Source organism: Actinoallomurus acanthiterrae, assembly GCF_054775715.1.
Map to the genome: position 1 here is coordinate 10,734,194 of NZ_BAAHCO010000001.1, position 16,962 is coordinate 10,751,155.

The window sequence follows — 16,962 nt, forward strand, 5'->3', positions numbered from 1 at the left end:
GAGATGGGTACTGTCGTCGGCATGGTGCGCCTGTACGACCCCGGAACCGGCCGCGTCGCTGAGGTCGTCCCGGCCCGTCCGGGAGTCCTCCGGGTGGGCTGCGCCGAAGAGCTGCGCGCCCAGGTGGTCGGCGACCTGATCCGCCGGCTCGCCGAACACCATCGGCTGCGCGCGGTGGGGATCTGGAACGCCGTGCCCGGCGCGCCGGACCTGGGGATCCGCCCCGCCCAGCTTCCGTCGGGACCGGCCGACGTGCGCGTCGGCGAGGCCGTCGGGCGCTGGGACCCGGCGCCCTGGGACGGCCTGGACCCGCTCGCCGTGCGCCTGGCGCTGCTGGAGACCCACTACCGGGTGGACGTCGCCCACACCCGGGCGGACCTGGCCCGGGCCGACGCCTCGCTCACCGCGTGGCGGCGCGGCGTCGCCGGGTGGGCCGAGTCGCCGGGACGGCCGCTCGACCGCTCGTACGTGGCCGAGGCGGTCGCGCACCTCGACGACGACCTGGACACTCCCGCCGCGCTGTCGGCGCTGTCCCGGCTCGCGACGGACGAATCGGTACCACCCGGGGCGAAATTCGAGACGGCGATCGCGCTCGACATGATCCTGGGGCTTGACCTGGTTCGGCTGGTCGGTCGCCTCTAATCAGGGAGCCGTCTCTAATACGGGATAAGTCCCGGACCGATCCACCGGTTCTTGGGAACCTCTTTTCTTGCCCCTACCGTCTCAGTAAGCTCATGAGGTAATTTGCCCCGATGCCCGGGAATTGACGATGCGATTCCGCTTGTGCGTCGGCACACTGACCCTGGTGGGCCTGCTCACAGCCTGTGGAGGCCATGCGAGCGGTGGCTTCCATCCCAGTGGGCAGGTCCTGCCGGATTCCCCCACGACCTCCTCATCCGGCACCTCCGCGCCGCAGTCCGACGGCACGGCGGGCACCGCGGACCCGGGGAGCTCCCCGGCGACCGGTGGCGGCCCGCTCCCCAGGACACCGCAGTCCGCCCTCACCGCCTACCGCGAGTATCAGCGGATGTACGAGCAGGCGTACGAGTCGAACGACACGAGCCGGCTCGACGCGGTCGCCATGGATCCCCTTCTGTCGATCATCGACAAGGACGTCGCGAACATCCAGCGACAGGGTGTCTTCTGGCGATTTCACAATGTGCTGAATCCGCGCGTTCAGGGCGGTTCCAAGGACGACTCGATCGTCGTGATCATCGACTGCGTGCGGACCCTCGGGTCGTACCGCTTCTCCGCGAAGACCGGAAAGCGGCTCGCGGCCTGGCACGACGGCAGCAACCTGTATCAGGCGATCATGCGCTACACCGACGGCACCTACAAGATCTCCGACGCGACGGAGGGCAGGAAATGCTGACCAGACGATCCTCCATCGCCGTCCTGCCGATCCTCCTCGCGGGCGGCGTCGTCGGCCTGACGACCGGGACGGCGTCCGCGGCCCCGATGTGCCTCCCCAACGCCTGCGCCCACAGCGGCGGCACCATCCCCGGCGGTGGAGGCGGCACCGGCGGTGGGGGCGGAGGCGGCGGTGGCGGGGGCGGCGACACCGGTCCCGGCCTCGGCTGCCCGACCGTGGGCGGCCAGGTGGTCTGCGCCCCCGGCGGCGCCGCGCCCCAGGCCGCACCGCACATCCCCACGATCGACCTCGTCTACGACGCCCGCGACAACCTCCAGCTGCCCGTCCCGAAGATCAGCACGGCGCCGAGCCCGCGCACGTACATCCGGATGACGACCGGCCTGTGGGTGGACGACGTGGGGAACAAGACGGCACAGGCCACGGTGCCGAATCAGCAGGTGACGGTCACCGCCACCCTGCGGAACGTGACCTGGAACATGGGCGACGGAAAGAGCGTGACCTGCACCGGGGCAACGGCGGGCACGCCCGGCGGCACGGACTGCGGGTACACCTACGACAGGTCCTCGGCCAGTCAGCCGGGCCACAAGTACACGGTCACCGCGACCCTGACTTACGACATCGCCTGGGCGTGCCAGGGCGCCGAATGCGACAGCGGCGGCGGGCCGGCCGGGCAGATGAACGGCCCCGCCGGCAACCTCGCCCTCGCGGTCGGCGAGGTGCAGACCCAGTCCCAGACCGGCTGATCCACGCCGCCAGAGGAGGAGCGACCGGTGTTCCGACCACGTCCGCGTGTCCTCGGGGGTGTCCGGTGGATCTCCGCCGGACGCCCCGTGGCCCTGCTCGCCGCCGGCGTCCTCCTCGCCGGGTGCGGCGGAGGCGGCCACAAGGCGGCGAAGTCCGCCGGGCCGTCCGCCCGTACGACGCCGGCGAGCCCGTCTCCGGCGCCGAGCTACGCGCCCGGCCGCGTGGCGGCGGCCCTGCTGTCGACCCGCGACGTCGACCCGCACGTCGCCGAGCAGCCGCTGAGCACGCCGGCCCTGAAGGACCACGCCGTCCCGTCCTGCTCGCTGTCGGCGATCAAGCCGTCGGGCAGCCCGCAGGTCAAGGCCCACGAGTTCAACACGAGCAAGTACGGCGGGGCGAACTTCGGGCAGATCGCGCTGACCTACCCGGACGCGGCCGCCGCGTCGGCCATGTTCGCGACCGTCCGCGCCAAGGTCACCGGGTGCCCGGCCAAGAAGCACGTCCCGCAGAAGACCCTCTCCGGGGACCGCGTCGCCCTCGCGCACGACGACACCTGGCGCGTCTCGGACGAGACGACGCCCGGCTGGTCGCACGTCCGCGGCTCCGAGAAGTCGCTGTTCTCACCGTCGTCCAGCGTGATCAACGTGATCTACCGCGTGTACGACTACGTGAGCCGGGGCAACGTCGTCCTGGTGTCGATGTACTGGGAGCGCGTCGGCCCGAAGGCGTCCGGGGACGGGGTCGCCAAGAAGGCGACGGCGTTGCTGACGAAGCAGCTCGGCCGCCTCACCTAAACCGGCAGGCGGCGGGACGCCACGACGAGGCCGTCCTCGTCGGCGTACAGCCATGACCCGGGCCGGAACTCCACCCCGCCGAAGACGACCGGCACGTCGGCCTCGCCCGTGCCCTCCTTGGCGCTCTTGCGCGGGTTCGAGCCCAGCGCCCTGATCCCGAGATCGAGCCCACGGAGCGCGACGACGTCGCGGACCGCGCCGTTGATCACCACGCCGGCCCATCCGCTCGCGACCGCCGACCCGGCGATCATGTCGCCCATCAGCGCGGTGCGCAGCGAGCCACCGCCGTCGATGACGAGCACGCGGCCCTCTCCCGGCGTGGCGAGGATCTTCTTGAGCAGCGCATTGTCCTCGAGGCAGCGGACGGTCGCCAGCGGCCCCGCGAACCGTTCCCGCGCCCCGTACGAGCGGAACTGCGTCTCGCAGCTCGCCAGCTCCGGACCGTACTCGTCGAACAGATCAGCCGTCGTGAAGCTCATCCACCGCATGGTAATCAGGTGTCCGGCCCGCCGGTCGGGCGGCCGATCAGGCGGGACAGGACGATGGACGTCTTGGTCTGCACGATGTTCGGTTCGTTGCGCAGCCGCTCCAGGGCCTCCTCGAGGGCCTGGATGTCGCGGGCCCGCAGGTGGATCAGCGCGTTGGCCTCCCCCGTGACCGTGTACGCGGCGACCACCTCGGGGTGCCGGCGGACGCTCGCGGAGATCTCGTCGGGGGACGTGCGCCCAGCGCAGAACAGCTCCACGAACGCCTCCGTGGTCCAGCCCAGCGCGGAGGGGTCGACGACCGCGGCGTAGCCCGTGATCACCCCGTCGTGGCGGAGCCGGTCGACCCGGCGTTTCACCGCGGGCGCCGACAGTCCGATCTGGTCGCCGATCTGGGCGAAGGACGCCCGGGCGTTCTCCAGCAGACACGCAACGATCTGCCGATCGAGGTCGTCAAGACGCAAGGATCAGACCCTCCCACGCGCATATCCGTTATTGGTGTTGCGGACATGCCGACCTTACGCTTCGAGTGGTGCCTCACCAACCACCTGGGCGCGATATCGGGCCCGCATTGCCAGGAGAACCACATCGATGACGATGCAGACCCTTGCCCGCGACGGCGCGGGCATCTCGGCGGGGCAGCCGGCACGGACCTACCTGATGTGCCCGCCGACCTACTTCGACGTCCGATACGCGATCAACGCGTGGATGGACCCCAAGACCCCCGTCGACCGTGACCGGGCCCGCCACGAGTGGGAGCACCTGCGCGCCACGTACGTCTCACTCGGGCACACCGTGCACGTGCTGCCGCCCGTCCCGGGCCTGCCGGACATGGTGTTCGCCGCGAACGGCGCGACCGTCGTGGGCGGCATGGTGCTGGGCGCGAGGTTCCGCCACGCCGAGCGCGCCGCCGAGGCCGACGCGCACCGGGCGTGGTTCGAGGAGCACGGCTACCGCCGCGTCCGGGCGGCCGAGCACGTCAACGAGGGCGAGGGCGACTACGCCTTCGCCTACCGCGCGATCGTGGCGGGGCACGGCTTCCGTACGGACCCGGTCGCGCACAACGAACTGCACGACGCCTTCGGGCTGCCCGTGGTCAGCGTGCGGCTCGTCGACCCGCGCTTTTACCACCTCGACACGGCGCTGTGCGTGATCGACCCGTTCACGGCGGCGTACTACCCGGGGGCCTTCGACGAGGACGGCCTGATCAAGCTCAAGACGCTGTTCCCCGAGCTGATCGAGGCCACCGAGGGGGACGCCCTCGCGTTCGGCCTCAACGCGGTCAGCGACGGACGTCACGTGATCGTCCCGGACGACGCCATCACGCTGATCGCCCGGCTCACGGAGCGTGGCTACCAGGTCATCCCGATCGAGATGACCGAGCTGCGCAAGGCGGGAGGCGGCCCGAAGTGCTGCACTCTCGAACTCCGCCCGTAGCAGGAACAATGGGACTCGGGAGACCCCGCGGGTCCGAGAAGGAGCACCGGTGAACACGAAGGAGCTGCGGGCGCTGTCGGAGGAGCACAGCGCGCACAACTACCACCCGTTGCCGATCGTCATCGCCGAGGCCGAGGGCGCCTGGGTGACGGACGTCGAGGGCAAGCGGTATCTCGACATGCTCTCGGCGTACTCCGCGGTCAACTTCGGGCACCGCCACCCGCGGCTGGTCGAGGCCGTGCGGCGGCAGCTCGACCGGGTGACGCTGGTCAGCCGGGCGTTCGACCACGACCAGTTCGGGCCGTTCGTGGCGGAGCTGGCCGAGCTGGCCGGCAAGGACATGGTCCTGCCGATGAACAGCGGCGCCGAGGCCGTCGAGACGGCGCTGAAGACCGCCCGCAAGTGGGGCTACGAGGTCAAGGGCGTGCCCGCCGAGCAGGCGAACATCGTCACGTTCGAGGGCAACTTCCACGGCCGTACGACCACGATCGTCAGCTTCTCCACCGACCCGGACGCGCGGAACTCCTACGGTCCGTTCACGCCGGGCTTCCGCACCGTGCCGTACGGCGACGTCGAGGCGCTGCGCGCGGCCGTCGACGAGAACACCGTCGGCGTGCTCGTCGAGCCGATCCAGGGCGAGGCCGGCGTGAACGTCCCGCCGAGCGGGTTCCTGACGGCGGTGCGCGAGATCTGCACGGCGCGGGGCGCGCTGATGCTCGCCGACGAGATCCAGTCGGGCCTGGGCCGTACCGGCACGACCTTCGCCGTCGAGCACGAGAACGTCGTGCCGGACGTCTACATCCTCGGCAAGGCCCTGGGCGGCGGCATCCTGCCGGTCTCGGCGGTCGTCGCGGACCGCGACGTGCTGGGCGTCTTCAAGCCCGGCCAGCACGGGTCGACGTTCGGCGGCAACCCGCTCGCCTGCGCGGTGGCGCGCGAGGTCATCGCCATGCTGAAGACCGGAGAGTTCCAGGAGCGGTCCCGCACGCTCGGCGCGCACCTGCACGCGCGCCTCGGCGGACTGCCGTCCGACCACGTCCGCGAGGTGCGCGGGCGCGGCCTGTGGGCGGGCGTCGAGCTGAACGGCAAGGCCCGTCCGGTCAGCGAGAGGCTCATGGAGCTGGGCGTGCTGGCGAAGGAGACGCACGAGACGACCCTCCGGCTGGCGCCGCCCCTCGTGGTGAGCCAGGAGGACCTCGACTGGGCCCTCGACCAGCTGGAGGCCGTGCTCACCGAGGTGTGACGGTCGTTCCGGCCGACCGCCTGCGGAGGCCCGGTCCCTCGGGGGCCGGGCCTCCGCTTTACCTGTTTGTGGCCATAAATCGGATTGCAGCCGCCAGACGATGACCTTATAGTCCAACTGGATTATTCAGTACGGATTAGAAACGGGGCCATGTCACGACCGCTCACGCCTCTCGCACTCGCGGTGCTCAGCCTGCTCAGCGAGGAGCCCATGCACCCGTACGAGATGCAGCAGCGCATCCGGGACTACTCAATCGATCACGTGGTCAAGGTCGCGCACGGGTCGCTGTATCACACGGTGGAACGGCTCGCCGGCCAAGGCCTGATCGAGCCCGTCGAGACGACGCGGGAGGGCCGCCGTCCGGAGCGCACGGTCTACGCGATCACCGAACATGGGCGCGAGGAGGCGTATTCCCGTCTTCGGGAATTCCTGCGCCACCCCGCGCAGGAGTACCCGATCTTCGACATGGCGCTGTCGTTCCTGGGGATGCTGCCGCCAGAGGAGGCGGCCCAGTTGCTCGACCGCCGGGCCGTCCGGATCGAGGCGCAGCTGGCAGCGCACGACACGGTCCTCGCAAACCTGGCGAAGCAGGGCCTCGAACGCGTGGCGCTGATCGAGCTGGAGTTCTGCAACGCGCGGCTGCGCTCCGAGTTCGCGTTCGTCAACGCGCTGAGCGAGGACATCAAGAACGGCCGGATGACGTGGCGGCCCCCCGGCCGCCGAAACGGGGAGAACAACGACAAATGAAGAAATGGCACGGTAACCCCTGGGCGATCCTCGTGACGCTCAGTCTCGGGTTCTTCATGACACTGCTGGACCTCACGATCGTGAACATCGCGATGCCCAGCATGATCGACAAGCTGAACGCGTCGCTGGACGAGGTCCTCTGGGTGGTCAACGCCTACGTCCTCATCCTCGCGGTCCTGCTGATCACCGCGGGCCGGCTGGGCGACCTGCGCGGCCAGCGCACGCTGTTCATCGGCGGGGTGGCCATCTTCACCATCGCCAGCCTGCTCTGCGGGGTCTCCCAGAACCCCGCCGAGCTGATCGCCGCCCGCGCCGTTCAGGGCCTGGGCGCGGCCATGCTCATGCCGCAGACGATGGCGATCATCATCGCCACCTTCCCCGCCGAACGCCGAGGCGCCGCGCTGGGCATCTGGGGAGCGGTCGCGGGCGTCGCGACCATCGCCGGACCGACCCTCGGCGGGCTCCTGGTCACCGCCTTCGACTGGCGGTGGATCTTCTTCGTCAACCTGCCCATCGGCGTGATCGTGCTGTTCCTGGCGTTCACCGTGATCCCCGGCGTCCGCGTCGAGCGCACGCACCGTCTCGACCTCACCGGCGTGCTGATCGCCACGGTCGCGCTGTTCTGCCTCGTGTTCGCCCTCACCGAAGGACAGCGGTACGACTGGAACGGCGTCATCTGGGCCCTGTTCGCCGCGGCGGCCGTCGTGTTCGCCGTCTTCCTCGTGCAGCAGCGCGGCCGGCAGGACCGCGAGCCGCTGGTCCCGTTCGCCCTGTTCCGGGACCGCAACTTCACGGTCATGAACTTCGTCGGCGCCATCGTGTCGATCGGGATGATCGGCATGTTCCTGCCGCTGACCATCTACCTGCAGTCGGTGCTCGGCTTCAGCGCGCTCAAGGCCGGCCTGGTGATGGCGCCGTCCTCGGTCGTGTCGATGTTCCTCGCGCCGGTCGCCGGACGGCTTTCCGACAAGATCGGCGGCAAGTTCATCCTCATGGCCGGCCTCGCGCTGTACGGGATCGGCATGGGCTGGGTCGTGCTGATCGCCAGCGCCGGCACCCACTGGCCGGCCTTCGTGCCCGGGCTGGTCGTCGCCGGTGTCGGCATCGGCGGCGTGTTCGCGCCGATGGCCACCGAGGCCATGCGCGGGGTCGACCCCCGGATGGCCGGCGCGGCCTCCGGCGTCAACAACACCATCCGGCAGGTCGGTTCCGTGGTCGGCAGCGCCGCGGCGGGCGCCATCCTGCAGAACCAGCTCGCCTCCCACCTCCGCGAGGAGGCCGTGAAGCGGGCCGGTCAGCTCCCCGCCCAGGCCCGCGCCCCGTTCATCGACGGGTTCAAGAAGGCCGCCAAGGGCGGTCTCGAGGTGGGCGCCGGGCAGACCGGCGCGGCCCAGCACCTCCCGCGGAACCTCCCCCAGCAGGTCGTCGACCAGATCACCCACGCCGCCCAGAGCGTCTTCGCGCACGGGTTCGTCGGCGCGATGAAGCCGACGATGACCCTGCCGATCATCCTGGTGTTCGTCGGATCCCTCTCCTGCCTCGCGATGCGCGGGTACCGCGGCAAGACCGCGAAACGCTCTCCCGAGACGGTCGAGGCGGCCACCGGCTGACCGAGGCCCGGGTGCGCGCCCGCGCGGGCACGCACCCGGTCCGGAGCATGTGCGGCGAAATCGTCCCGTCGCCGTACGGGCCGTTCCCCCGCTCGGCTCGGCGTTCAGTCCCTCGGCGGGACGCCCTGCGGGAGCCACGGCCGCGCCGGCCGGGTGGCCACCGCGGCGGCGACGGCGGCGATCGCCCCGCCGAAGATGAAGACGTACCCGCCGGTGGTGCCGGTGACGATGAGGTCGCCTTCCGGGCGCCGGCTCGACAGCAGGACGACGACGATCAGCCACGGGACGGCGATCGCGGCCACGCCGAGCCGGCCGCTCATCCCCCACCCCGCGAAGCGGAAGGCCGCGAACTCGACGAGGGACAGCAGGATGGCGGCCACCGGAACGCTCCCGGCCGTCCAGGAGAACTCGAACGATCCCACCACGCCGAGGAACAGACCCAGCACGGCGAGCGCGCCGTACGCGGCGCCGGTCACCAGCCCCGGCTCACTCGCCGGCCCCTGAGGGGCAGGGACACCCGTCTCCTGAGGGGCGTGAGGGCCCGTCCATCCGTCCACAGCGGGTCAGGCTACCGGCTCACCGAGACCGGACTCACGCCCGTCCTCACCCAGCGGCCCCGACTCCCCGAGGCCGGACGCACGCAGCGGCCCCGGCTCACCAAGACCGGACTCACGGCCGTCCTCACCGAGCGGCCCCGGCTCACCGGCCAGCAGCGTGTAGTACTCGACGCCCGGGAGCGGCTGCCCGATGTCGTTGGACAGCGCGAAGTACGGCGGATCGACGGTGAGCTGCGTCCGGTGCGCCCGCATCGCGGCCTCCTTGGCCGGCAGGTGGTCGCGGGCGTCGACGCGCGTGGTCACCTGCTCGTCGGGCACGCCGAAGCCGAAGTCGGACACGGACTCGACGCGCTGGAACGGCCCCCGGCCGACCCCTTCCTCGAGCACCGACAGGGGCACCGCGGTGGCGTAGAACCGCGACGGCCGCCACGGCGCGCCCGCGCCGAAGGACGGGTCCGCAGCGCGCTCGAACGCCCGCCACGCGACCCTGTGCGCCTGGATGTGGTCCGGATGGCCGTAGAAGCCGTTGGCGTCGTAGGTGACGATCACCTGGGGCCTTACCTCGCGCACGACCGCGACGAGCTCGGCCGCGGCCTCGTCGACGTCGGCCCGCCAGAAGCACCGGGGATGGTCGTTGGCGGCCATGCCCATCATCCCGGAGTCGCGCCAGCGGCCCGTGCCGCCGAGGAACCGGTGGTCCGTCACGCCGAGGGCGGCGCACGCCCGCGCGAGCTCGCCGACGCGGTACTCCCCCAGCGCGTCACCGTCCAGGTGGCGCAGCTCCTCGGGGACGATGTCGCCCTCCTCCCCGCGCGTGCAGGTGACCAGGCAGACGTGGGCGCCCTCGGCGGCGTACTTCGCCATGGTCGCCCCGGTCTCGATCGACTCGTCGTCGGGATGGGCGTGCACGAACAGAATGCGCAGGTCGGCCATGACCGAACACGTTATCCGGCGGCGGGATTGGTCGCCTGGCCGGTCGGCCCCTTCCCGCCCGTGCCGTCGCCGGTGCCTCCGGTGCTGCCTCCGGTGGGCTTCGAGCCGCCCGTCGGCTTATCGGTCGGGGTCGTGCCGCCGCTCGGCTCGCCCGTGGGCGAGCTCGTCACCGTATGGGTGGCGGTGGGCCGGTGGGACGTCGGCCGCTGGGTGTGCGACGGCTCGTGCCGCGTGGTCGGCGCGGGCTGTTTCGGCTGGTCGGTGCCCTCCGACGGCCCGCTGGAGCTCTCGACGGTCTGCCCCGGTCCGTGGTCGCCGGTGGTATTGGCGCGGTGCGAGGCCGCCCAGACGATCATGGCGGCGATCCCCATCGCCAGCACCAGACCGGCCACCGCCGCCAGGACCATCCGGGGCGACATCCCACGGCGGTCCGCGGCGCCCGGATGCGTCATCCCCGGGTAGTGCGCCATGGTCGGCGGGCCGCCGGCCGCCCCCATCGCGCCCAGACCGGCGCCCGCGACCGTGGGCGCGGCCGGGGTGACCGGCGTGGTCGGCGTGGTCGGCGCCGCGCCGGCCATCCTCGTCTCGGCGAACGCGGCGCCCTGGTCCAGGATCGCCGTCTGCGGGCCGCCGCCCGGCATCGGAGCGGCCGGCGTGACGCCCTCCTGGCCGAGCAGCAGCATCAGCAGCTGCTGGGCGGTCGGGCGCGCGGCCGGGTCCTTGGCGAGGCAGGCGGCGATGATGCCGCGCAGCGGCTCCTGCACGCCGCCGAGGTCCGGCGGCTCGCTCAGGATGCGGTTGATCACCGCCATCACGGTGTCCTGCCCGAACGCCGCGGCGCCGGTGGCGGCGTACACCATCGTCGAGCCCCAGGCGAAGATGTCCGCCTTCGCGGTGATCTCCTTGCCGGTGAGCTGCTCGGGCGCCATGTAGGCGGGCGTGCCGATGGCGGAGTTGGTCATCGTCGCGGCCGAGTCGAGGGCCTTGGCGATGCCGAAGTCGATGACGCGGGGGCCGTCGGGGCCGATCAGGACGTTCTGGGGCTTGAAATCACGGTGGACGATCCCCGCCTGGTGGATCGCGACGAGCGCGGTGACCGTGCCGATGGCCAGGCGCTCGAGCTCGGCCTCGGAGCGCGGGGACTCACTGGTGACGAGCTGCTGCAGCGATGGCCCGGGAACGAACTCGCTGACGATGTAGGGCCGGTCGCCGTCGACGTCGGCCTCCAGCACCTGGGCGGTGCAGAACCGGGCGACGCTCTTGACGGCGGCCAGCTCCCGCAGGAACCGGCCGCGCGCGGTGTCGTCCTGGGCGAGGTCGCCGCGGAGCAGCTTGACGGCCACCGGGTCTCCGGAGGCGGAACGGCCGAGGTAGACGGTCCCCTGGCCGCCTTCCCCCAGGCGACCCGTTATCTCGTACGACCCCAGCCTGTCCGGGTCACCGGGCTTGAGGGGACGGGCGTCGGGCATCAAGACTCCTGGGGGAAACGGCACGTGGATGGGAACAGTCTTCCGCATGACCGGCGGACTTGCACGGAGCATTCACACGCTCCTGGCAGGATCGAGGCATGACGACGAGCTTTCCCCGGCAGAGCGCGCGTACACGGCGGTTCACGCTCGGAGCCCCGCGCGGTTTCCAGGTCTCTCCCGACGGTTCACGGGTGGTGTTCCTCCGCTCACGAGGGGGCACCGATCCGGTCACGTGCCTGTGGGCGCTCGACGTCCCCGGCGACGGCGCGGAGGCCAAGGAGCGCCTCATCGTCGACCCGCGCGCCCTCGACCTGCCCGGCGAGGAGGACCTGCCGGCCGAGGAGCGGGCCCGCCGCGAGCGCGCCCGTGAGCAGGCGGGCGGCGTGGTCGCGTACGCCGCCGACGAGCGGCTCTCGCTCGCCGCGTTCGCGCTGTCGGGGCGGCTGTTCGTCACCGACCTCGACGCGGAGGTCCGGCCTCTGGACGCGGCCGTCCCCGTCTTCGACCCGCGCCCGGACCCGAGCGGGACCCGCGTCGCGTACGTCTCCGGGCGCGCGCTGCGCGTGATCGAGGTCGCCACCGGCGCCGACCGCGCGCTGGCCGAGCCGGAGGACGAGCAGGTCTCGTACGGCCTCGCGGAGTTCATCGCCGCCGAGGAGATGCAGCGCATGCGCGGGTACTGGTGGGCGCCCGACGGCACCGCGATCCTGGCCGCCCGCGTCGACGAGTCGCCGGTGCGCCGGTGGCACATCGCCGACCCCGCCAACCCGGCGGCGGCGCCCCGCGAGGTCGGCTACCCGGCCGCCGGCACGCCGAACGCCGACGTCTCCCTCGTCGTCCTCGGGCTCGACGGCGGGCGGCAGGCGGTCGAGTGGGACCGGGCCGCGTTCCCGTACCTCGTCACCGCCCGCTGGGACTCCCGCGGCGTCCTGCTCGTCGTCCAGACCCGCGACCAGAAGACGATGCGGATCCTCGAGGCCGACCCCGAGACCGGCCGGACCACGCTCGTCCGCGAGGACACCGACCCGGTCTGGCTGGACATCGTGCCGGGCGTGCCCGCCCGCACCGCGAACGGCGACCTGGTGTGGGCCGCCGAGGACGGGCACGACGCGCGCGGCCTCATCGTCGGCGGCGAGCGCGTGACCCCCGACGACCTGCACGTGCGCTCGGTGCTCGACGTGGACGGCGACACCGTCCTGTTCACCGCCTCCGAGGAGCCGACCGAGATCCACGCCTGGGCGTACGGCCCCGGCGGCCTGAGCCGGGTGAGCGACGGCTCGGGCGTCTTCGGCGCGCGGCGACGCGGCGGCACCACCGTCGTCACCGGCAGCCGGCTCGACCGGTTCGGCGTGGAGACGACGGTGCTGCGCGACGGCCGGCCGGTCGGCCGGATCGCCTCGCACGCCGAACAGCCGTCCCTCGACGTCGGGGTGACCCTGATCCGCGCCGGCGAGCGTGAGCTGCGCACCGCGGTGTTGCTCCCGACGGGGTACACCGGGGACGATCCGCTTCCGGTCCTGATGGACCCGTACGGCGGGCCGCACGCCCAGCGCGTCATGGCCGCGCGCCGCGCCTTCGCCGAGCCGCAGTGGCTCGCCGACCAGGGGTTCGCGGTCGTGGTCGCGGACGGGCGCGGCACCCCGGGCCGCGGCGGCGCGTGGGAGCGGGCCGTCCACAAGGACCTCGCGGACCCGGTGCTGGACGACCAGATCGCGGCGCTGCGCGGGGCGGCCGAGCGCTTCCCCCTCGACCTGTCGCGGGTGGGCATCCGGGGCTGGTCGTTCGGCGGATACCTCGCCGCGCTCGCGGTCCTGCGCCGGCCGGACGTCTTCCACGCCGCGATCGCCGGCGCGCCGGTCACCGACTGGACGCTGTACGACACGCACTACACCGAGCGCTACCTCGGCCACCCGGGCGAGGACCCCGAGCCGTACGAGAAGACCGACCTGACGCGGGCCGCGTCCGGAGGCGCCGACGTCACCCGGCCGCTGCTGCTCATCCACGGGCTGGCCGACGACAACGTCGTCGCCGCGCACACGCTTCGGCTGTCCTCCGCCCTGCTGGCCGCGGGCCGCCCGCACAGCGTGCTGCCGCTGTCCGGGGTCACGCACATGACGCCGCAGGAGGTCGTCGCCGAGAACCTTCTGCTGCTGCAGATACGGTTCCTGAAGGAAGCGCTCGCGTGACCGTTGCTCCGGCGCCCCGGAGCGGGCACCATTCTTCCGACGGTGCGATGGGCACCCCGACCCCCGACGAGACGTGAGCGAGATAATCGAGCATTCGACCTCGGTCGTTCCCGGCGACGGGAAGCTGGAGATCCTGCTGATCGAGGACGACCCGGGCGACGCCTTCCTCTTCGAGGAACTCCTCGACGAGGAGCTGCCGGACGCCCACATCATCCAGGCGCGCACGCTCCGCGAGGCCCGGGAGCGGCTGCACCCGGGCGTCCACTGCGTCGTGGCCGACCTGTCGCTGCCCGACGCCGAGGGGCTCGACCTGCTGCGCGCGGTGCTCGACATGGCTCCGCGCTCGGCCGTCCTCGTCCTGACCGGACGCAGCGACGCGGCGGTGGGCGTCGCCGCCGTGGCCGCCGGCGCCGAGGACTACCTGATCAAGCACGAGGTCGACGGGCCACTGCTGGCCCGCTCCATCCGGTACTCCCTGGAGCGCAAGCGCGCCGAGGACTCCGAGCGGCAGCTCATGGAGGCCGAGCTGCGCAGCGAGGAGAACGCCCGGATCGAGCTGGGGCTCCTGCCGGTCCCGCTGATCGACGACACGGAGCTGCATCACCACACGCGCTACCGCCCCGGCCGCGAGCGCGCCCTCCTCGGCGGCGACTTCTACGACACGGTGCAGACCGCCGACGGCACCGTCCACCTCGTCATCGGCGACGTCTGCGGGCACGGCCCGGACGAGGCCTCCCTCGGCGTCCGCCTGCGGATGGCCTGGCGCACGCTGGTGCTGGCCGGGCACACCGGCATGGACCTGCTGGGCACGCTCGACACGGTCCTGTGCCACGAGCGCTGGTCGGAGGAGATCTTCACGACGCTCAGCATGGTCACGATCGCACCCGACCGGCAGCGCGCGCGATTCCACATGGCGGGCCATCCCGCGCCGCTGCTGTTCGGCGAGACCGCGGCCACGGCGCTGCCCGACGACGCGTACGGCCCGGCGCTCGGCCTGTTCCCCGGCTCCGAATGGCCGGCCGCGGAGGTCGAGCTGACCGGCCACTGGTCGCTCATGCTGTACACCGACGGGCTGATCGAGGGCCGCGTCGGCGGCGGACCCGACCGCCTCGGCACCGAGGGCCTGGTCGAGATGGCCTCCGGCGCGCGCGCCCAGGGGCTCACCGGCGACCTGCTCATCGACCACCTCGTCGCCGAGGTGGAGGCCCTCAACGGCGAGGCGCTCACCGACGACCTCGCCGTGGTGATGCTGTCCGGAAAGGCCCCCCGGTGACGACTCCCTCGATACGCCGCCCGCGCCAGCCGACGCTGCAGGTGGACGCCGAGGGCGTACCCAGGTTCGGCGTCGGCCACTGGTACGGCCTCGGCATCGTCCTCCTGCTGCTCGCGGTCGTCGCCGTCGGCACCGTCATCGGGCTGGCGGTCCGGGACGGCGCCTCGGCCCGCACCACGCTGCTCCGGCACATCGACCCTGCCGTGCTGCAGTCCGGCCGGCTCAGCACGTCCATCGCGGCGGAGGTCGGCGCGGTGCGCGCGTACACGCTGACCGGCGCCGCGACGGGCCCCGCGGACTACCGGAGCGCCGAGGCCGAGACCTCCGCCGCCATCGCCGAGACGACGCGGCTGCTGCGCGACACCCACGACGCCGGGCCGGCCCGCGCCGGGCTCACCGAGGTCGGCTCCCGGCTGGCCTCCTGGCGGCACGACTACGCCGACCCGGTGATCACCAAGACGGGGAAGCCGTCCGAGGTCCTGGGCGAGCAGCGGTTCGCCGCGGTCCGCGACGCGGTCGCGGCCGAGCGCACCCGGCTCGCCGCGTTGCAGCACCGCGCCGCCGACCGGCTGAACGACCAGGTGGACCGGCTGTACGAGACCCTGCTCGGCGGCGCGATCGCCCTGGTCGTGGGCGCCCTCGGGCTCACCCTCCTGATCCGGCGCACCGTCCTGCGTCCCGTGTCCGCGCTGACCGGCCAGGTCCGCCGTGTCTCCCAGGGCGACCTGACGCATCCGCTGCAGGTCTCCGGGCCGGCCGAGATCGCCGAGCTGGCCGCGCACATCGACGCGATGCGCAACCACATCCTGGAGGAATGGCGGGAGGCGTCCGAGGCGCGCGCCAAGCTCGACGAGCAGACCCAGGAGCTCCGCCGCTCCAACGCCGAGCTGGAGCAGTTCGCCTACGTCGCCAGCCACGACCTGCAGGAGCCCCTGCGCAAGGTCGCGAGCTTCTGCCAGATGCTCGAACGCCGCTACTCCGACGTCCTCGACGACCGCGGCCGGCAGTACATCGACTTCGCCGTCGACGGCGCCAAGCGCATGCAGTCGCTCATCAACGACCTGCTGAACTTCTCCCGGGTCGGCCGGGTGACCCGCGACATGGCGGTCGTGGACTGCGAGACGGTCCTGCAGCGGGCCATGGACAACCTCGGCCTCGCCCGCTCCGAGTCGGACGCGGGCATCAGCTGGGACCCGCTGCCCAAGGTGACCGGCGACGCGCCCCTGCTGACCCAGCTGTTCCAGAACCTCATCGGCAACGCCATCAAGTTCCGCAGCGACGAGGCGCCGCGCGTGCACGTCTCGGCCCGCCGCGCCGACGAGGTCTGGGAGTTCGCCTGCAGCGACAACGGCATCGGCATCGACGCCGCGTACGCCGACCGGATCTTCCTCATCTTCCAGCGCCTGCACCCCAAGGACGAATACGCCGGGACCGGGATCGGGCTGGCGTTGTGCAAGAAAATCGTCGAATACCATGGCGGGCGCATCTGGCTGGAAACCGAGCCGGAGCAGCGGGGCACCACGATCCGGTGGACGCTGCCCGCGATCGACGAGCCCGCCATCGACGACGACAGCACGGAGAACTCCGAGCAATGACCGACGTGATCATCCGCCCGATCGAAGTGCTCCTCGTCGAGGACGATCCCGGTGACGTCGTGCTGACCAAAGAGGCGTTCGACGACAACAAGGTCAGCAACAAGCTGTCGATCGTGAGCGACGGCGAAGAGGCGATGCGGTTCCTGCGGCGGGAGGGTGACTACGCCGACGCGCCCCGCCCCGACCTGGTGCTCCTCGACCTCAACCTGCCGCGCATGGACGGCCGGCAGGTGCTGGAGGAGGTCAAGGCCGACGAGGCGCTGCGCACGATCCCGGTCGTCGTCCTCACCACCTCCGAGGCCGAAGAGGACATCCTCCGCAGCTACCGGCTGCACGCCAACGCCTACGTCACCAAGCCCGTCGACTTCGACCAGTTCATCAAGGTCGTCCGGCAGATCGACGACTTCTTCGTCAGCGTGGTCAAACTCCCCCGCTCCTGACGCGGGCGACGCGGACCCCGCCGGCCGAGGCCGTTCAGCCGAACGAGACCCCAGAGGCTTGGCGCGTAACACCTGAC

General features: G+C 72.0%; 17 protein-coding genes. 12 read left to right on the forward strand and 5 right to left on the reverse strand.

The annotated features are described in order from the left end of the window. Window positions 1-3 precede the first annotated feature (3 nt). The 4 genes from ACYVF7_RS50640 to ACYVF7_RS50655 all read left to right on the forward strand — a co-directional run bounded on the left by ACYVF7_RS50640 (window position 4) and on the right by ACYVF7_RS50655 (window position 2,910). Window positions 4-642, forward strand: coding sequence for a hypothetical protein (locus ACYVF7_RS50640; RefSeq protein ID WP_460354031.1), 639 nt, complete (start codon window positions 4-6; stop codon window positions 640-642). A gap of 127 nt (window positions 643-769) precedes the next feature. Further along, the gene (locus ACYVF7_RS50645) at window positions 770-1,372 is read left to right on the forward strand and encodes a hypothetical protein (RefSeq protein ID WP_460354034.1); all 603 of its coding nucleotides are present in this window, start codon (window positions 770-772) and stop codon (window positions 1,370-1,372) included. Further along, window positions 1,366-2,115 carry a hypothetical protein gene (locus ACYVF7_RS50650; RefSeq protein WP_460354037.1) on the forward strand — a complete coding sequence of 250 codons (750 nt, stop codon included), beginning with the start codon at window positions 1,366-1,368 and terminating at the stop codon, window positions 2,113-2,115. Before ACYVF7_RS50645 ends, ACYVF7_RS50650 begins: the two co-directional genes overlap by 7 nt. Before the next feature lie 27 nt (window positions 2,116-2,142). Beyond that, window positions 2,143-2,910: a hypothetical protein gene (locus tag ACYVF7_RS50655; RefSeq protein ID WP_460354039.1), complete on the forward strand. Its 768-nt coding sequence runs from the start codon at window positions 2,143-2,145 to the stop codon at window positions 2,908-2,910. On the opposite strand, the gene rraA is transcribed toward ACYVF7_RS50655, so the two are convergent. Continuing rightward, a complete protein-coding gene (rraA, locus tag ACYVF7_RS50660; protein ID WP_460354041.1) occupies window positions 2,907-3,389 on the reverse strand; it encodes a ribonuclease E activity regulator RraA in 483 nt (160 codons plus the stop codon). The genes ACYVF7_RS50655 and rraA overlap by 4 nt on opposite strands. Window positions 3,390-3,403: 14 nt before the next feature. Continuing rightward, entirely contained in the window at window positions 3,404-3,859 is a 456-nt protein-coding gene (locus ACYVF7_RS50665) for an Lrp/AsnC family transcriptional regulator (RefSeq protein WP_360880653.1), read from the reverse strand. A 127-nt stretch (window positions 3,860-3,986) separates the two neighbouring features. Between ACYVF7_RS50665 and ddaH the strand changes: the two genes are divergently transcribed. The 4 genes from ddaH to ACYVF7_RS50685 all read left to right on the forward strand — a co-directional run bounded on the left by ddaH (window position 3,987) and on the right by ACYVF7_RS50685 (window position 8,432). Beyond that, the gene (gene ddaH, locus ACYVF7_RS50670) at window positions 3,987-4,832 is read left to right on the forward strand and encodes a dimethylargininase (RefSeq protein WP_460354044.1); all 846 of its coding nucleotides are present in this window, start codon (window positions 3,987-3,989) and stop codon (window positions 4,830-4,832) included. Between the two features lie 49 nt (window positions 4,833-4,881). Then, window positions 4,882-6,075: an ornithine--oxo-acid transaminase gene (gene rocD, locus ACYVF7_RS50675; RefSeq protein WP_460354046.1), complete on the forward strand. Its 1,194-nt coding sequence runs from the start codon at window positions 4,882-4,884 to the stop codon at window positions 6,073-6,075. Between the two features lie 150 nt (window positions 6,076-6,225). Continuing rightward, window positions 6,226-6,822, forward strand: a complete 597-nt coding sequence (locus tag ACYVF7_RS50680) for a helix-turn-helix transcriptional regulator (RefSeq protein WP_460354049.1) — start codon at window positions 6,226-6,228, stop codon at window positions 6,820-6,822. Beyond that, window positions 6,819-8,432 carry an MFS transporter gene (locus tag ACYVF7_RS50685; RefSeq protein WP_460354051.1) on the forward strand — a complete coding sequence of 538 codons (1,614 nt, stop codon included), beginning with the start codon at window positions 6,819-6,821 and terminating at the stop codon, window positions 8,430-8,432. Before ACYVF7_RS50680 ends, ACYVF7_RS50685 begins: the two co-directional genes overlap by 4 nt. A gap of 104 nt (window positions 8,433-8,536) precedes the next feature. Here the strand turns inward: ACYVF7_RS50685 and ACYVF7_RS50690 are convergent, their stop codons facing one another. Genes ACYVF7_RS50690 through ACYVF7_RS50700 form a run of 3 tightly spaced genes read right to left on the reverse strand, consistent with a single transcriptional unit; the run spans window position 8,537 to window position 11,391 of the window. Next, entirely contained in the window at window positions 8,537-8,989 is a 453-nt protein-coding gene (locus ACYVF7_RS50690) for a DUF6113 family protein (protein WP_460354053.1), read from the reverse strand. Between the two features lie 6 nt (window positions 8,990-8,995). Continuing rightward, on the reverse strand, window positions 8,996-9,922 hold the full coding sequence (mshB, locus tag ACYVF7_RS50695) for an N-acetyl-1-D-myo-inositol-2-amino-2-deoxy-alpha-D-glucopyranoside deacetylase (protein WP_460354055.1): 927 nt from the start codon (window positions 9,920-9,922) through the stop codon (window positions 8,996-8,998). 11 nt (window positions 9,923-9,933) lie between these two features. Further along, a complete protein-coding gene (locus ACYVF7_RS50700) occupies window positions 9,934-11,391 on the reverse strand; it encodes a serine/threonine-protein kinase (protein WP_460354059.1) in 1,458 nt (485 codons plus the stop codon). A gap of 98 nt (window positions 11,392-11,489) precedes the next feature. Here ACYVF7_RS50700 and ACYVF7_RS50705 point away from each other — a divergent pair, with 98 nt between their 5' ends. From ACYVF7_RS50705 to ACYVF7_RS50720, 4 genes are all read left to right on the forward strand, one after another. Further along, a complete protein-coding gene (locus tag ACYVF7_RS50705) occupies window positions 11,490-13,577 on the forward strand; it encodes a S9 family peptidase (protein ID WP_460354062.1) in 2,088 nt (695 codons plus the stop codon). Window positions 13,578-13,650: 73 nt separating this feature from the next. After that, window positions 13,651-14,850 carry a PP2C family protein-serine/threonine phosphatase gene (locus ACYVF7_RS50710; protein WP_460354065.1) on the forward strand — a complete coding sequence of 400 codons (1,200 nt, stop codon included), beginning with the start codon at window positions 13,651-13,653 and terminating at the stop codon, window positions 14,848-14,850. Beyond that, window positions 14,847-16,445, forward strand: a complete 1,599-nt coding sequence (locus ACYVF7_RS50715; RefSeq protein ID WP_460354067.1) for a sensor histidine kinase — start codon at window positions 14,847-14,849, stop codon at window positions 16,443-16,445. The genes ACYVF7_RS50710 and ACYVF7_RS50715 overlap by 4 nt, the downstream gene beginning before the upstream one ends. Continuing rightward, a complete protein-coding gene (locus ACYVF7_RS50720) occupies window positions 16,442-16,885 on the forward strand; it encodes a response regulator (RefSeq protein ID WP_460354070.1) in 444 nt (147 codons plus the stop codon). The genes ACYVF7_RS50715 and ACYVF7_RS50720 overlap by 4 nt, the downstream gene beginning before the upstream one ends. Window positions 16,886-16,962: the final 77 nt, after the last annotated feature.

Coding starts and splice junctions, on each gene's coding strand:
- rraA (WP_460354041.1), bottom strand. CDS start 3,389: ATGAGCTTCACGACGGCTGATCTGTTCGACGAGTACGGTCCGGAGCTG.
- ACYVF7_RS50640 (WP_460354031.1), top strand. CDS start 4: ATGGGTACTGTCGTCGGCATGGTGCGCCTGTACGACCCCGGAACCGGC.
- ACYVF7_RS50645 (WP_460354034.1), top strand. CDS start 770: ATGCGATTCCGCTTGTGCGTCGGCACACTGACCCTGGTGGGCCTGCTC.
- ACYVF7_RS50680 (WP_460354049.1), top strand. CDS start 6,226: ATGTCACGACCGCTCACGCCTCTCGCACTCGCGGTGCTCAGCCTGCTC.
- ACYVF7_RS50705 (WP_460354062.1), top strand. CDS start 11,490: ATGACGACGAGCTTTCCCCGGCAGAGCGCGCGTACACGGCGGTTCACG.
- ddaH (WP_460354044.1), top strand. CDS start 3,987: ATGACGATGCAGACCCTTGCCCGCGACGGCGCGGGCATCTCGGCGGGG.
- ACYVF7_RS50720 (WP_460354070.1), top strand. CDS start 16,442: ATGACCGACGTGATCATCCGCCCGATCGAAGTGCTCCTCGTCGAGGAC.
- ACYVF7_RS50685 (WP_460354051.1), top strand. CDS start 6,819: ATGAAGAAATGGCACGGTAACCCCTGGGCGATCCTCGTGACGCTCAGT.
- ACYVF7_RS50650 (WP_460354037.1), top strand. CDS start 1,366: ATGCTGACCAGACGATCCTCCATCGCCGTCCTGCCGATCCTCCTCGCG.
- ACYVF7_RS50700 (WP_460354059.1), bottom strand. CDS start 11,391: ATGCCCGACGCCCGTCCCCTCAAGCCCGGTGACCCGGACAGGCTGGGG.
- mshB (WP_460354055.1), bottom strand. CDS start 9,922: ATGGCCGACCTGCGCATTCTGTTCGTGCACGCCCATCCCGACGACGAG.